The 15,057-nt window shown below is 38.8% G+C and carries 15 protein-coding genes; all 15 read right to left on the bottom strand.

All coding sequences use genetic code 11. The annotated features are described in order from the left end of the window. Positions 1 to 6: 6 nt before the first annotated feature. The 15 genes from N780_RS02040 to spoIVA all read right to left on the bottom strand — a co-directional run bounded on the left by N780_RS02040 (position 7) and on the right by spoIVA (position 14,032). On the bottom strand, positions 7 to 879 hold the full coding sequence (locus tag N780_RS02040; RefSeq protein WP_036779390.1) for a hypothetical protein: 873 nt from the start codon (positions 877 to 879) through the stop codon (positions 7 to 9). Between the two features lie 83 nt (positions 880 to 962). Continuing rightward, positions 963 to 2,261, bottom strand: a complete 1,299-nt coding sequence (aroA, locus tag N780_RS02045) for a 3-phosphoshikimate 1-carboxyvinyltransferase (RefSeq protein WP_438942496.1) — start codon at positions 2,259 to 2,261, stop codon at positions 963 to 965. 16 nt (positions 2,262 to 2,277) lie between these two features. After that, positions 2,278 to 3,378 carry a prephenate dehydrogenase gene (locus N780_RS02050; RefSeq protein WP_036779392.1) on the bottom strand — a complete coding sequence of 367 codons (1,101 nt, stop codon included), beginning with the start codon at positions 3,376 to 3,378 and terminating at the stop codon, positions 2,278 to 2,280. 3 nt (positions 3,379 to 3,381) lie between these two features. Further along, positions 3,382 to 4,479 carry a histidinol-phosphate transaminase gene (gene hisC, locus N780_RS02055; RefSeq protein ID WP_036779394.1) on the bottom strand — a complete coding sequence of 366 codons (1,098 nt, stop codon included), beginning with the start codon at positions 4,477 to 4,479 and terminating at the stop codon, positions 3,382 to 3,384. Then, positions 4,476 to 4,859 (bottom strand): chorismate mutase, encoded by a 384-nt coding sequence (aroH, locus tag N780_RS02060; protein WP_036779395.1) that lies wholly within the window; start codon positions 4,857 to 4,859, stop codon positions 4,476 to 4,478. Before aroH ends, hisC begins: the two co-directional genes overlap by 4 nt. Positions 4,860 to 4,861: 2 nt before the next feature. Beyond that, a complete protein-coding gene (gene aroB, locus N780_RS02065; RefSeq protein WP_036779397.1) occupies positions 4,862 to 5,941 on the bottom strand; it encodes a 3-dehydroquinate synthase in 1,080 nt (359 codons plus the stop codon). Further along, positions 5,941 to 7,107, bottom strand: coding sequence for a chorismate synthase (aroC, locus tag N780_RS02070; RefSeq protein ID WP_036779398.1), 1,167 nt, complete (start codon positions 7,105 to 7,107; stop codon positions 5,941 to 5,943). Before aroC ends, aroB begins: the two co-directional genes overlap by 1 nt. A gap of 163 nt (positions 7,108 to 7,270) precedes the next feature. Beyond that, the gene (locus tag N780_RS02075; protein ID WP_036779401.1) at positions 7,271 to 8,047 is read right to left on the bottom strand and encodes a CheR family methyltransferase; all 777 of its coding nucleotides are present in this window, start codon (positions 8,045 to 8,047) and stop codon (positions 7,271 to 7,273) included. A 265-nt stretch (positions 8,048 to 8,312) separates the two neighbouring features. Continuing rightward, the gene (gene ndk, locus N780_RS02080; RefSeq protein ID WP_036779403.1) at positions 8,313 to 8,759 is read right to left on the bottom strand and encodes a nucleoside-diphosphate kinase; all 447 of its coding nucleotides are present in this window, start codon (positions 8,757 to 8,759) and stop codon (positions 8,313 to 8,315) included. A gap of 96 nt (positions 8,760 to 8,855) precedes the next feature. Continuing rightward, entirely contained in the window at positions 8,856 to 9,827 is a 972-nt protein-coding gene (hepT, locus tag N780_RS02085; RefSeq protein WP_036779405.1) for a heptaprenyl diphosphate synthase component II, read from the bottom strand. A gap of 24 nt (positions 9,828 to 9,851) precedes the next feature. Beyond that, positions 9,852 to 10,565: a demethylmenaquinone methyltransferase gene (gene menG / locus N780_RS02090; protein ID WP_036779407.1), complete on the bottom strand. Its 714-nt coding sequence runs from the start codon at positions 10,563 to 10,565 to the stop codon at positions 9,852 to 9,854. 3 nt (positions 10,566 to 10,568) lie between these two features. Next, entirely contained in the window at positions 10,569 to 11,372 is an 804-nt protein-coding gene (locus N780_RS02095) for a heptaprenyl diphosphate synthase component 1 (RefSeq protein ID WP_084599268.1), read from the bottom strand. Positions 11,373 to 11,515: 143 nt separating this feature from the next. Further along, the gene (mtrB, locus tag N780_RS02100; protein ID WP_036779413.1) at positions 11,516 to 11,746 is read right to left on the bottom strand and encodes a trp RNA-binding attenuation protein MtrB; all 231 of its coding nucleotides are present in this window, start codon (positions 11,744 to 11,746) and stop codon (positions 11,516 to 11,518) included. 147 nt (positions 11,747 to 11,893) lie between these two features. Then, positions 11,894 to 12,166, bottom strand: a complete 273-nt coding sequence (gene hbs, locus N780_RS02105) for a non-specific DNA-binding protein Hbs (protein WP_036779415.1) — start codon at positions 12,164 to 12,166, stop codon at positions 11,894 to 11,896. Positions 12,167 to 12,553: 387 nt separating this feature from the next. Then, positions 12,554 to 14,032 carry a stage IV sporulation protein A gene (gene spoIVA / locus N780_RS02110; protein WP_036779417.1) on the bottom strand — a complete coding sequence of 493 codons (1,479 nt, stop codon included), beginning with the start codon at positions 14,030 to 14,032 and terminating at the stop codon, positions 12,554 to 12,556. Positions 14,033 to 15,057: the final 1,025 nt, after the last annotated feature.

Below are 15,057 nucleotides of genomic sequence, written 5' to 3' on the forward strand. Positions count from 1 at the left end.
CTTTCATCAACTCATAAAATGGTTTGGGATGGATGCTTTCAGGTAACAACCAATCCCTTCCATATCGTTAACCTCAACATGAGAACGAATAACTTGACCACGTAACACTGTAACACATGGAATAGCTTTATGATAAAACATTTGATCAGGTGTATCAATTTGTGTGTGTGATTGTATCCGAAAAATATTGAAATCCGCATCACCTGAATACATAAATTCTCCTTTATATGGATAAATTCCTGTCGCTCTTAAATTTTCTTTTACTATAGGACATTCATCCAATACCTTTGGTAGCGTTCGAACATTATGATAGTTTGCTAAAGCTAACCAGTCTCCATAAGAAATTGAGTTTTCCTTAGATACTACAGGTGCGATTGGTAAAAAAGAAGGATCTTGCGCTTGAGCAATCCATCCCCAAACTTTATTATTCATCTCTTTCTTAGACTGAACCTGAAATAACAGGAAGGGTACACGTTCTACCCCAAAATAACGTACCATTACAGGAGTCAACTTTGTAAGAGGTACAAGTGGCGCAATCATATAATCTAGACCAAGACCATCTAATGTACACTTCATCTTTTGAAATTCATCTACCATATTCCTTGTTGAAGTAATAGGGCATTGTACTACCAGTAGGGTTGCACCTCTAAACATATATCGTCTTACTAGAGCGGACTGATATTCAGTTTGATAAAGAGGAAACTGTAAGTCTATATGAACTTTTCCTGGTGCAATCCATAAAGGGTCTATGATAGATGTATAGGTGTTCCGTTTTAACTTATAAGATTGTATCCACTTCCCATCCTTGATCCCAATGGTTAATGGTTTCCATTCTTTATTCAATAAAGCTTGTTCTGCTTGTATACAATAAGCCTTCATACAACTTGTCCCCTTTACTAGCTTTTGGTACAAGGTATGAAGGCTTCATGTTCGTTATGCTTTTATTATCTACAGCTTACTCTCTAACGTTGAGTGTATAAGGCATCTAAGTGATCAAAGAAGCTTGGATAAGAGATTGAGATACACGATGGATGATCTAGCATGATCTTTTCTTCACATATAACCGATGCAACGGCGACCATCATTCCAATTCTGTGATCGTGATAAGAAGAGTAGGTGCCACCCTTCAAAGGATTTGTAGAACCTTCAATTATCATTCCATCTCTAGTAGCCTCCACCTCTACACCCATCTGTTTTAGAGTATCTACAACAGCTTGTATACGATCAGTCTCTTTATACCTTAGTTCTTCTGCATCTTTAATAATGGTTTTACCCTCAGCTCTTGAAGCCACAAGAGCGATTATTGGCAGCTCATCAATTAAACGGGGAATCAAATCACCTGATAATGTAGTCCCGTTCATTGCTCCACCTTTAACAGTAATATCACCCACTGGTTCATCCCCAATATGACGGGTAGTATTTACTGTCATAGATACTCCCATATCTTTAAGAACATCAATGATGCCTGTACGGGTAGGGTTTAATCCTACATCTTTTAATGTAATCTCACTATTTTCTTTTAGAGCCGCTGCACACATAAAGAATGCAGCAGAAGATATATCACCAGGTACTTCAATATCCACTCCGGTCAATGTCTGACCTCCTGAAATATGAATCAGATCTTCTTCGCGCTTCACGTTTACATCAAAAGCCTGTAGCATGCGTTCTGTATGATCTCGAGTCTTAACTGGCTCCATTATTGTAGTAGTTCCATCTGCAAATAGACCCGCTAGCAAGATTGCTGATTTAACCTGCGCGCTATTGACAGGCAAGCGATAATGAATAGGTTTTAAACTCTGACCTCTAATACTTAAAGGTAAAAGGTTTCCATGCTCCCTACCATCAATGAAAGCTCCCATTTCTCGCAAAGGATCAACAACACGATTCATAGGACGCTTAGAGAGAGATTGGTCTCCGAATAGTGTGTAGTGGTTCGATGTCCCCGCTAAAATACCAAGAAGTAATCGGGTCGTTGTACCTGAATTCCCTAAATTTAAAGGAGTCACCGATTCCGAAAGACCATGTAACCCCTTCCCCTCAATCTTAACCTCATCACCGTTTTGTTCAATGTGAATACCCATTGATTGGAATACTTGGATCGTTGTCAAACAATCTTCACCTGTCAAAAAACGTTTCACTGTTGTTCTTCCTTCAGCTAAAGAACCTAGCATAATAGCCCTGTGTGAGATTGACTTGTCTCCTGGTACATGTATTGTTCCATTAAGGGTGTGTGGTCTTGGTTGAATTTCCATTTGGTCCATATATTCACTACCTTTATTATTCAATAGTAACTTCATATCCGTTCGATTTTAGAAGGGTTTTAGCTCGTTTTTGATCTTTTTCTGTTTGGAAACTTAGGCGCAGAGCACCCGTTATTCCTTCTCGAATCTCTAGTATTTGAATGTTTACAATACTGATTGTTTCTTGTGCCACAATGTGAGTAACCTCAGAAAGGGCACCAGGTTGGTCATGAATATCTACGTATACATCATAAAAAGATGGAATAGCCCCTTTTTGTTTAACAGGGAGACCGTCACGATATTGTTTAGCTTGTTCTAAATACGTATGTAATTCATCATGTTCCAAAGTCTCTACAAGTGATTTGAGATGGTTCATTTCATGAATCCAATCAGTTAGAAGAGAAATCATCGTGTCTCTATTTTGAAAGAATATATCATTCCACATCTTTGGATGACTAGAAGCAATTCTTGTAATATCCCTAAACCCACCTGCAGCAAGTTCATGTAGAAAAGGATGTGTGCTATGCCACGATCGAGCTTGGTGAACAAGCGCTGAGGCAATCAAATGAGGGAAATGTGATATAACTCCAGTCATCTGATCATGCGCTTCAACATCGACAGTAACGAAATAACTCTTGGTCGAGTTTAATAATTGTTCAAGCATAGAGATGTGTTTTTCTTTAGCGTGTATCCCAGGAATAAATAAATAATAAGCATTTTCGAATAAATGAGCCTTGGCTGCTTCTATTCCATTCTTATGTGACCCTGCCATAGGGTGGCCACCTACAAAGACAATTTGTTGGTTGGTTAGCGATTGAGCCATGTCCATGACAGGCTTCTTAACAGAACAAACATCTGTCACTAGAACTTCTTTGTTTAATTCCATGTCATCTAGCTTTTGGATATAGGACCTTGTAATCGAAGTAGGAGTAGCAAGAAAGACAATGTCCGCTTGTAATACACCATCCTCAAAGGAATTAGCCTTTTGATTAATTATGTTGTTCTGAAGAGAGTAATCAATCGCCTTATCATTTCCGTCAAAACCTATAATTTTTACATTACTATTATTTTGCAGATTTAGGGCAATCGAACCCCCGATTAACCCTAAACCTACAACAAAAATCTTCGTTTGCTCCATCGCTTAACTATTCTCAACCTTTGTCAATTTCTGCTCCATTGCGTTCATAACCTCTTGCATATGTTCTTTCTTCCCAATTGTTAAACGAATGGATTGAGGAATACCAAGGGCTTCACCAGAGCGAACGATGAATCCATTCTGTAGAAGGTGTTCCGTCATTTCATCACCTGTTATAGGTAAATGAATGAGCAAAAAGTTCGTTTCCGAAGGGTAGTAACGTAGTCCGAGACGTTCACAAAAAGCCTCTAACTCTTGTTTGGTTTCAACGTTTTGCTCAAAAGTTTTTTCAATAAACGCTTTATCTTCCAGTGCTAGAACGGCAGCATGTTGAGCAATGACAGATGTATTAAAAGGCTCACGGGCAGGTTCAAGTTTCGTAATTACAGACTCTTGAGCTACTCCGTATCCTATACGTAAAGCAGCTAGTCCATAAGCTTTTGAGAAAGTTCGAGTGATAATTAAATTCTCATATTTCCCGAGGGCATCAAGTGCATTTGGAAAATCTTCAGATCCAACATATTCCATATAAGCTTCATCTAGCACAACAAGTACATGTTCAGGACACTTCTTCATGAACTCATCAAACTCAGCTTGAGTGAAAATATTACCTGTAGGATTGTTAGGGTTACACAACCAAATAACTCGTGTTTGTTCATCAATGATGGATAACATTTCTTCTAAATTATGATAACCGTTTACTAAAGGCACCTCACGAACTTCGGCACCTTCAATAAGTGCATTGTGTCGGTATTGCGGGAAGGTTGGGGTTGCCATTATTGTATTCGTTCCTGGTTCTAGATAAGTTCGGCAAATAATTTGCATAATCTCATCTGATCCATTCCCAAAGATCAACTTTGTCTCATCAACATTAAGTTCAGCAGCTAGTTTCGTTCTTAACTTTCTAGCGTAGCCATCAGGGTAGATTTCAAGATTGGTAACCGCATCTGAAAGATGTTTTTGCACATGACTAGAAAAGCCGAATGGATTTTCATTGGAAGCTAGTTTAATAATTCTCTCTAGTCCATATGCTTCTTTCACTTCATCTATTGTTTTTCCTGGGACATATGGCTTTAATTGATTAAAGATTGGTTTTGTTCTCATGATAAACCCTTCCCTTCTTCTTGAATAAGATCCGGACGTAATTGCTTAGCTTCAAACTGATAGATATGGCGAATATCTCTTTGGCTTACTTCCGTATTTACGTGCATCATAACTCGAATGCACCTTTCAAGAGATTGCGGTACCGGTATTTCTCTCATACACATAACCGGAACAAACGTCCAACCTTCTATTTTGCGGACCGCTTTTGCCGGGAATGTTGCGTTCAAGTCTTCAGTAGTTGAAATTTGAATCGAAGCAACTTGATCAGGATCAATCTTGTTCTCTACAATCATTTCCTCTAGCAACACATGAGTATTTGTCACAATTTCCTCTGCTCTATTCTTCTTAACTGTTGTAGCTCCTCTAACTCCTCTAATCATACCTAACTCACCTCTTTGTGATACTCTTTTAGCTCTTCTTTAATCTGATCCACTGTAAAGGAAACAACTTCTGGCTTACCTTGCTCCGATAATAATACCAATCTTATGTCAGATTGAACATTTTTCTTGTCCCTTGTCATCCTATGTAACAGTCCATCTGTATTTAACTGGTCTAAAATAGTAATAGGATAATGATGCCTGGAAATCCATTCTCTATACGTCTGGCGATTAAGATCGGTATTAAAATGAGACTCACTCACTCTAAGAGCAAAGTCCATTCCAACAGCAACAGCCTCTCCGTGCGTGATCTTACCATATCCAAGCTCTGCTTCAATCGCATGCCCCAGTGTATGACCAAAATTCAGAAAACGGCGAATACCTTGCTCCCTTTCATCTTCCGATACTATTCTTGCCTTAACAGCAATCCCTTGGTATAGGATAGAATTCATCCAATCACTTTCCATATCCGAAAAGCTATTTATTTTATAACATTGTTCTAGAAACGATTGATCCTTTGCAATCCAAGCGTGTTTAATCACTTCAGCCATTCCTGAGCGCCATTCAGTTTTACTTAGTGTACGTAAGGTTTCAGTATCGTAAATAACAGCAACTGGTTGATAGAAATGCCCAATCATATTCTTACCAAGTTCATGATTAATAGCAACTTTTCCACCTACACTACTATCATGTGCAAGTAATGTGGTCGGAACCTGAACATAGTCTATTCCTCGCATATAACTAGCTGCTACATAACCAGCTAGATCACCAACCACTCCCCCTCCAAGGGCTACAATTAAAGATTCCCGATCTATACCATTCTCAATAGCTTTGGTATGACAATCATAGAATACAGATAGACTTTTAGAATGTTCTCCTGCAGGAACAACATAGCTTGCTACTGTTGTTTCCTTAGAAAAGGCATTTTTTACATCTTGAAGATATAAAGGGGCAACATGACTATCTGTTATAACGAAAACTTGCCTATACGAAGTAGGCAAGTAATCTGTGATTTTATGGCGCAAACCCGCTCCAATTGTTATGGAGTATATTCCAGAGTCATGTTCAACTTGTAGCTGCTCCATTAGAAGCACCTAATTTCTTCTCGGTATTGATCTAAGCTTTCTTTTAATTTAGGGAACTGGTCATGTGGGAATTGCTCTGTTAGTGCACGCGCTAACTCCCATGCGACAACATGTTCCATTACCACTGCAGCAGCAGGAACCGCACATGAATCTGATCGTTCTATGCTTGCTTTAAATGGCTCTTTCGTATCGATATCCACACTTTGTAATGGTTTGTAAAGTGTAGGTATTGGTTTCATCACACCTTTTACAATTAAAGGCATTCCTGTAGTCATTCCGCCTTCAAATCCACCTAAACGATTTGTCTTACGGTAATAACCTCTCTCTTCTGACCAAGCGATTTCGTCATGAACTTCGCTTCCGTTGAGATGGCCAGCTTCAAAGCCTACTCCAAACTCAACACCTTTAAAGGCATTAATGCTGACTACACTTCCAGCTATGCGAGAATCAATTTTACGGTCGTACTGAACGTATGAGCCAATACCTGCTGGCATGCCCTCAACCATTACTTCGACAATACCTCCAATCGAATCCCCTTCTTGCTTTGCTGTATCAATTGCCTGCATCATTTTCTCTTCTGCCTCTTTATCGAGAGTTCTAACAGGTGAAGCTTCTGACATATCCTGACGTTCCTGTAGAGACATCGTTTCATCATAAGAAGCTGTGATACCACCAATTGTATTCACATAACCTGTAATCTTAATATCAAGTTCAGCAAGTAGTTTTTTTGCTATTGCACCTGCCGCTACGCGTGCAGCAGTTTCTCTCGCAGAAGAACGCTCTAATACATTACGCATATCTCTGTGTCCATATTTTAATGCACCGTTCAAATCTGCATGCCCAGGACGAGGGCGACTAATTGTGCGACGTACTTCTTCATCGTCACCTATAGGATCTTCTCCCATTATATTTCTCCAATGAGTAAAATCATCATTTGTTAGAACCAATGATATTGGAGACCCTAGTGTGTATCCATGTCGGACGCCACCTGTAATATTAATTAAGTCTTTCTCAATCTGCATACGGCGTCCACGTCCATATCCACCCTGCCTGCGGATTAATGATTCATTGATGTCCTCAGTAAGTAGTGGCATGAGGGAAGGGATCCCTTCTACGATTGTGGTTAGTTGTTTGCCATGTGATTCGCCTGCAGTTAAATATCTCATCTAAACTCTCCTTTTCTCAGCTATACTTTATGAATTTTGTATTACTATATCATATCCATTAGGAACTGTGTTCATCAAATATGAAAAATTGCACAATCTATCTAAAAATCCAAAAAAGTCAGAATATTTCATGTGCAACTTAGAGGATCTCTTCCCCCCTCTTCTACCCATTTTTCTTATAAAAAAATGTATCCGCGATGTCAAATTGATAGTTATGGGCGTTAAAGATTTGCTCTGTGCTTCCCACAAATAATACCCCACCTTTATTTAGCGAATGGCTAAAACGTTTATAGACTTCATTTTTTGCGGGCTCGGTGAAATAAATTAAAACATTCCTACAAATAATTAAATCAACATTCGATTCATAATGATCAGAAAGCAAGTTATGTTTCTTAAATGTTACGGTTTTTTTTATATCATCCGATACTTCAAACAAGTTCCCTTTCTGCATAAAGTATTTGTTCCTTATATCATTAGGTACTTCTTTTAAAGAGCGCTCTGGATATACCCCTTTTTTTGCTCGTTCCATGACATTCTCATCAATATCAGTAGCAAGTATATGTATATCGTTTAAGGGAAAGTAACGACTAAGAACCATAGCTATTGTGTATGGCTCCTCACCAGTAGAACAAGCAGCACTCCAAACTTTCAAAGTCTTCTTACCCTTTATTAAATCAGGTAATATTTTCGACTCTAGTATTTCCCAACGTTTCTGGTTCCTATAAAATTCGGAAACATTAATGGTCATACGATCTAGAAATTCAAAAAATAAGTCTTCATCTTTTGAAATAGCTTGGAAGTATCGTTCAAAACTAGAATAGCCTCTCTTATCTCGCAAAGTAGTTAACCTACGTTTCATTTGCCCCTCTTTATATAAAGAAAGATCTACCCCTGTTTTGCGCCTAACTTGATTTATAAATCCATAGTATTCATCTTCCATTTATTTCTTTCTCCTCCACTCTAATGCCCAATCTTTCAATCTCTATATTAATAAAAGGCTCACCTATTGTAAATATAATTGAAGAACGCCATGCTAAAAAGGTAAATACTCTAATTCACATTTATAACAACTATAACATCAGTAAAGGGAACCGTTTTCTCTTAAAATAAGCAAGAGGCCGTAATCTAAAATAGATTACGGCCTCTTGCTAATATCCTTTGTTTTCCTTACCTCACCATGCAAGTAAGGTTCATAATCCGGAATTCTAGTAAAGCCAGTTTTGGTCGTTTTTCTCATAATTAAGGAGTTCTTCCCCATTGAAGAACAGACCAATTTCGCGCTGAGCGCTTTCTGGAGAATCGGAACCGTGAATGACATTCTTACCTACTGTTAATCCAAAGTCTCCTCTTACAGTTCCTGGCAAAGCTTCTGAAGGGTTTGTTTTCCCCATCATTTGACGGGCTGTAGCAATTACATTTTCCCCTTCCCACACCATAGCAAAAACAGGTCCAGATGTAATGAACTCAACCAGTTCACCAAAGAAAGGCTTTTCTTTATGCTCCCCGTAATGCTCTTCAGCAAGGCTTGACGGAATCTGCATTAGCTTCCCACCAGCTAATTTAAACCCCTTTTTTTCAAACCTGTTGACAATATCCCCGATTAAATTTCTTTGTACTCCGTCTGGTTTGACCATAATGAACGTTTTTTCCATTTTCTCCACCTCTTAGTTATGTAGAATTATGAAAGCGTTTAAATGTTTAACCAGATGAAATTCTATCAAATTTTCGGAAAAGTAGCAAACAATTTCTTAAGATTTACGTTTGCCGATATATTTAGCAATCTTCATAAAGGTTTGTTTTTCCTTTTGATCAGGGAGATGATCTAGAGCTTCATAAGCTTTTTCTAGATATTGTTCGCTCAAGGCAAAAGATTGCTCAATAGCTCCTGAATCTTTAATTTTAGCGATTACCCAAGCCATATCGTTTTTAGTAACCTCTTCTTTTTGGAACAAGCCTTTCAATTCTTGTTTGAATAAATCATCTTGTTTGATTGCATATAAAACTGGAATTGTAATATTCCCTTGCATCAAATCGCTGCCAGCAGGCTTCCCGAGTTCCTTCTCGGTTGCAGTGAAATCTAAAACATCATCAATGACTTGATAAGACATTCCCACATAATACCCGTACTTAAAGAGAGCCCTTTCAACCGATTCATTAGCCCCGGCAGCAACAGCTCCAAGACGACAACTTACAGCAATTAAGAGAGCCGTCTTACGTTTGATTCTACGGAGATAAGTTCGCAGATTTTGTTCCCAATCAAATTTGTCTTTAATTTGTTCTATTTCACCAACACAAACCTCTACAATGGTTTTTGAGAGAATTTGGTGAGCCTTTACATTTTCTAAATTAGACAAACTCTCAATGGCTCTGGCGAATATGTAATCCCCTGAATACATGGCAACCCGATTATCCCACTTAGCTTTAATCGTTTGCTCTCCTCTTCTAAGCTCAGCGTCATCTATGACATCATCATGCACAAGAGAAGCCATATGAATAAGCTCCAAAGCTACAGCCACATGTTTGATTCTTTCTATGTCGTAGTTGCCAAACTTAGCCGCTAATAAAACAAAAACAGGACGGATTCGCTTTCCTCCTGCCTGTAACAATTGGGTAGAAGCTTCTCTTAAAATACTATGATCAGCTTGAATGGTCGTATTAAGAGTCTTTTCTATTTTATCAATATCTTGTTTTAAGTATGGATAGATCATCGCTAATTTCATTGGAGTCACCTTTATATCATTTTCTTACTTCAACGGCTTCGTTCCGAGATGCATTGCAGCAACTCCACCCGTGTAGCTTTTTACTTCAACATCTTTCAATCCGGCTTGTTCAAACATCTTTTTCAATTCTAATCTGCCAGGAAAATCTTTCGCAGATTCTTGAAGCCACGAATATTCTTCATAACTTTTTGCAAAAAGACGACCTAGTAAAGGCATAATGTGTTGGAAGTAAAAATAATATGCTTGTCTGAACCCTAACGCAGTCGGCTGAGATGTTTCCAAGCATACAACTAAGCCTCCTGGCTTTACTACACGATTCATTTCCTTTAGGACTTGTAAATAATCCGGTACATTTCTAAGGCCAAAACCGATTGTAGCATAATCGAAACTATTATCCTCATAAGGAAGTTCCATGGCATTCCCATGTTTGAAATCGACGTAATCCAAGTTCAAATTATTTTTCTTCTCCACACCAACACTTAGCATATTTTCGCTAAAATCAAGGCCCACAACTTTACCCTTTTCTCCTACTTCCTCTGCAAGTGCTAAAGTCCAATCACCTGTCCCACAGCAAACATCGATTGCACATTCTCCTTTTTGAACGTTCATACGATTCATGACGTCTTTACGCCATGCTTTATGACGTTGAAAGGAAATAATTGAATTCATAACATCGTACCGGTTATAAATTTTCTCAAAAACATGATGAACACGTTGTGATTTCGTTTGTTGATCCATTGGCTATCCTTCCTCCACAGCTTGATGTTTCAAATAAAATGAATGGTATATATGATGCTGGAGGTACGTTTTCAGAGTACTAAAGCTACCAGGCAAATGAGTTAAAGATTGCTCAACAGAAACCATTTGCTTTTTCATATACTTCTCTATTGTTCGAAGTGCTTGCGCTCCATTTTGATGAACGAGTGTGCTTTTAATAAGTAGTTCAATTAAAGGGGAATTTTCACGTTTCCTAAAACGGCGGTCTTCATCTTGAAGCCTTTTAGCTAAAAGCCAATCCCCTGCTACCTCACTCATCATTGGTTGGTTCACAAATTCTGCTACGCGTTGTATCAATAACGATTCAACTTGTTTTAAGGCATCCATTACTTGAGCAATAGAAGGAAAATCTTGATTGTAAATCTTCATTTTCAATTCATTGATCTCTTTAATGGCAGAAGCTAGTGTATGAATCATTGGTAAATCCTCTATTTTAGACAAAAGGTAATAATATAACCCACTGTAATAGTCACCAGCTAATACGGTAAGCTGACGACTCTTTGTTACATGGTCCTCTTCGTTCATTGTTGAAGAATTCACAAGTTCATGAGTATCTAGAGCTATTTGTACTAGCATCGTTGAGATTATATAATGCTTCTGCTTGTCTTCACTTAGGTCTGTATCTTGCAATAAAGACGTTAGAAACATGAGTTTATCTTCACAGATTACGGGATCAGATATATATTTGGCTAAATAAGGATGTTGGATTTGATGTTCAATACTAGTTCTTAAGTGTTCAATATTCACATTTGTATCTTTCACTGACATCACCCAAAACCTTTCGTGCCGTATCTCGGCTAACTCTGTCTATTATAGCATATCTAACTGTCTCAACACATTTATGAGTAACTATAGTGTGCCCATTTATTCTAAATGATTATATGTATAAAAGAAAAAGCAGAGCGTTCAGGTCACTCTGCCTCGGTGTTCATCTCGCCGTGACTTGTCTGAATTACTGCTTTCCCTCTAACTTTAACTGCTGAGGTATGTTCTGTGAACTGGGCAATCATAACCTCACCAGTATCGAGTTTTTCGGAATGATGGAATCGTGTATCGGTCCCTCTAGTGAGGCCAATTACATTCACTCCATCCTCAAGTGCTTTGATTACAAAAAAATCTCCGCTAGACTTTTGGTTGCTCATCTCAATCCTCCTAGAGCTAATCTTTATTTACTATCTCTTAAAATAAAATGTGTGTCAATTCATATACATCAAATTAAGTGTCTGTATGTGAAAATAAGGCTGACCCATAAAATTGAGTCAGCCTTACTCATTATGCCCTATATGTAATTACTTTACGGAATCCTTAAGGGCTTTACCTGGTTTGAATGCTGGTACTTTGCTAGCTGAAATTTCGATTTCTTGGCCAGTCTGTGGGTTACGACCTTTACGAGCCGCACGCTCACGTACTTCAAAGTTACCAAAACCAATAAGTTGTACTTTATCACCGTCTTTAAGTGTTTCAGTGATTGAATCAAAAACTGCATCTACAGCTTTTGTAGCATCTTTTTTAGAAAGATCACTTTTCTCTGCAACTGCATTGATCAGATCTGTCTTGTTCATGCTATTCACCTCCTCCCAGGAAATGGTTACGCATTCATTTGTGCCAAGTTGGAAACATGTTGTTACCTACATTTGTGCACATTTTTGTAACGTCTTATACGTATTTTCACCAAGAAAACTTGATGACAAGCCTTATATTAAACGATGAAGAGCGTGATTTCAATAAAAACAATAAACTTTCTTCAACAAAAAGACTGATACATCAAGACTTCAGGGCCTTTTATGCATATAAAACAATTATTTTCTGAATTATCTATAAAAAGCTAAACCCCTTGATATGAAAGGGTTTTGAACATATGGATAAGTTTTCTATTTTACATCTATTAGGGAATAGTTCTTTCTATAAAATTTCTTAAAAAAAAAATAAAAAAAGCGGTGGCTAACCGCTTATAAAATAATCGCGATTAGCCCTCCGCTGCCTTCATTTATAATTCTTTCAAGTGTTTCTTTTAATTTATAACGAGCATTTTCAGGCATTAATGCAAGCTTAGCACCGATGCCTTCTCTTACAATCGAACTTAACGAACGACCAAATATGTCTGAGTTCCAGATAGATAATGGATCTTCTTCAAAGTCCTGCATTAAATATCGAACTAATTCTTCACTTTGCTTCTCAGTACCTATAATTGGTGCAAATTCAGACTCAACATCCACTTTCACCATATGAATTGATGGTGCAACAGCTTTCAATCGAACCCCAAACCTTGAACCTTGACGTATAATTTCCGGCTCATCTAAGAACATATCTTCAAGAGCAGGGGCTGCAATACCGTAACCTGTCTGCTTTACCATCTGAAGAGCTTCAGACACTTGGTCATACTCTCGTTTGGCATGAGCGAAATCTTGCATAAGCTGCAACAAATGATCTTTGCCTCTAATTTCTTCTCCTACTATTTCTTTTAGTACTTGATCATAGAGGTAATCTGGTGCTTGAAGGTCAATCTCAGCTACACCTTCCCCCATCTCCATACCAGCTAACTGTGCCTTATCAATATAATCATAATCGGAAAATTGTCCGACCACCCTGTCTACGTCTCTCAATCTCTTAATGTCTTTCACAGTGTCTTGAATGGCGTCCTGATAATTTTTACGTAGCCAATGTCCCTCATTCAAAACCATAACCCAGCTAGGCAAATTAACATTCACTTCAAGAACAGGGAATTCATATAATGCTTCACGAAGAACATTGTAAACATCGCTCTCTCTCATTCCCTCTACACTCATAGAAATGACAGGTATATCATATTTTTCCTGCAATTGTTGTCTCAACAATTCAGTGTCCTGGTGATGAGGACGGACAGAGTTAATAATCATAATATATGGCTTTCCGACCTCTTTTAATTCTTCTACCACTCTCTCCTCAGCTTCAACATAATCCATTCTCGGAATTTCTCCAATAGTGCCATCAGTAGTAACCACCACCCCAATAGTCGAGTGTTCTGTGATTACTTTTCTTGTTCCGATTTCTGCCGCATCATGAAATGGTATAGGTTCTTCATACCAAGGAGTATTGATCATCCGAGGCCCATTTTCATCTTCGTAACCTTTAGCTCCTTCAACTGTATATCCAACACAATCTACAACCCTGAAATTCACATCCAAGCCTTCGTCCACATGCACTTGTACGGCTTGATTTGGTACAAACTTCGGCTCAGTAGTCATGATCGTCTTACCAGCTGCAGATTGAGGAAGTTCATCCTGGGCTCGTGCACGTTCACCTTCATCTTGGATATTTGGAAGGACAACAAGCTCCATAAACTTTTTAATAAAGGTTGATTTCCCTGTTCTCACCGCTCCTACAACACCTAAATAAATATCTCCATCAGTCCGTTTAGAAATGTCTTTAAAAACATCAACTCTTTCCAAGTGATCCCCTCCCGATCCATTTACTTCGCTTGGACAAACAAATAATGAGTGCTAACGAATCTTTGCATTACAAGTCTATGATGTTGTCCTACTGTTTTATGACTTGTTTTTGAAACCTAATAGAATCTAGTCCAGTCAAAGGTTACTTCCTTTTGACCTACTACTATTGTTACTATATAAAAACTAAAGACCGATTATGCTATAGTTTTGCAGGTTATCTGAAATTTTCTAAACCTTGTTCAAGAATAGGGCAGGATTGTTGAAGACTCGAAGTTGAGACACTTAGTCAGGATAGGTCCTTTGCAACAAAAGAGGTTGGGCAGGCTTGGGGACAACTCGCTTTCCTGCGGGGAGCTGGGAAGCCTCCTCAATCGCTTCGCGCTTTCCGGGGTCTCCCCTAGATTTAAAGTGCAGGAGTGGTGCCTTTATATATAAGGAAGTTCGACTAAGATCGTCACATCCTGCGACAACTTCGAACGACCCCACGTCGTGTGGGGCCGGATAAGATAGCTTTTTGGAAAAGGCGATCATCCTTTGTAAAAAAGATGGCTTATCCCGCTAGCTCCTTCACTCCGGAACTGGATAGGCTCCTTACCCCGCGGGAGTCTCGCAGTCCCCAAGCCTGCCCTGACGCTAATCAGTTGGACGGACCCGCTTATTATAATTGCTCTTAAGCTCCCTGCCTCACAAATCTGGCTCGTTTCCGTCTCTCCATTCGGCAAAGGTGGGCCTGGAAATTGCGAGAATCCTGCGGGAGAAAGAGGTCGACGAGATCCCGCAGGGTGGTTTTCCCGAGGAGGCTGTTAAAAGATAGAGGAAGTTCGACTAAGACCGTCACGTCCTGTGACAACGTCGAACGACCCCACGTCATGTGAGGCCGCGGAAAGCGAGTGATTTCCAGGCCCACCTTACGCTCCATTAATACTAACGGAAACCTCTCTCCACCTACCGCAAAAAAACTTTATCTCTGTTTCGAGCTTTCCATATAAGAGGGCTTACATAGAAAATATAATATAAAAAACCTT

It is taken from the genome of Pontibacillus chungwhensis BH030062, assembly GCF_000770675.1.
Lineage (GTDB): Bacteria > Bacillota > Bacilli > Bacillales > BH030062 > Pontibacillus > Pontibacillus chungwhensis.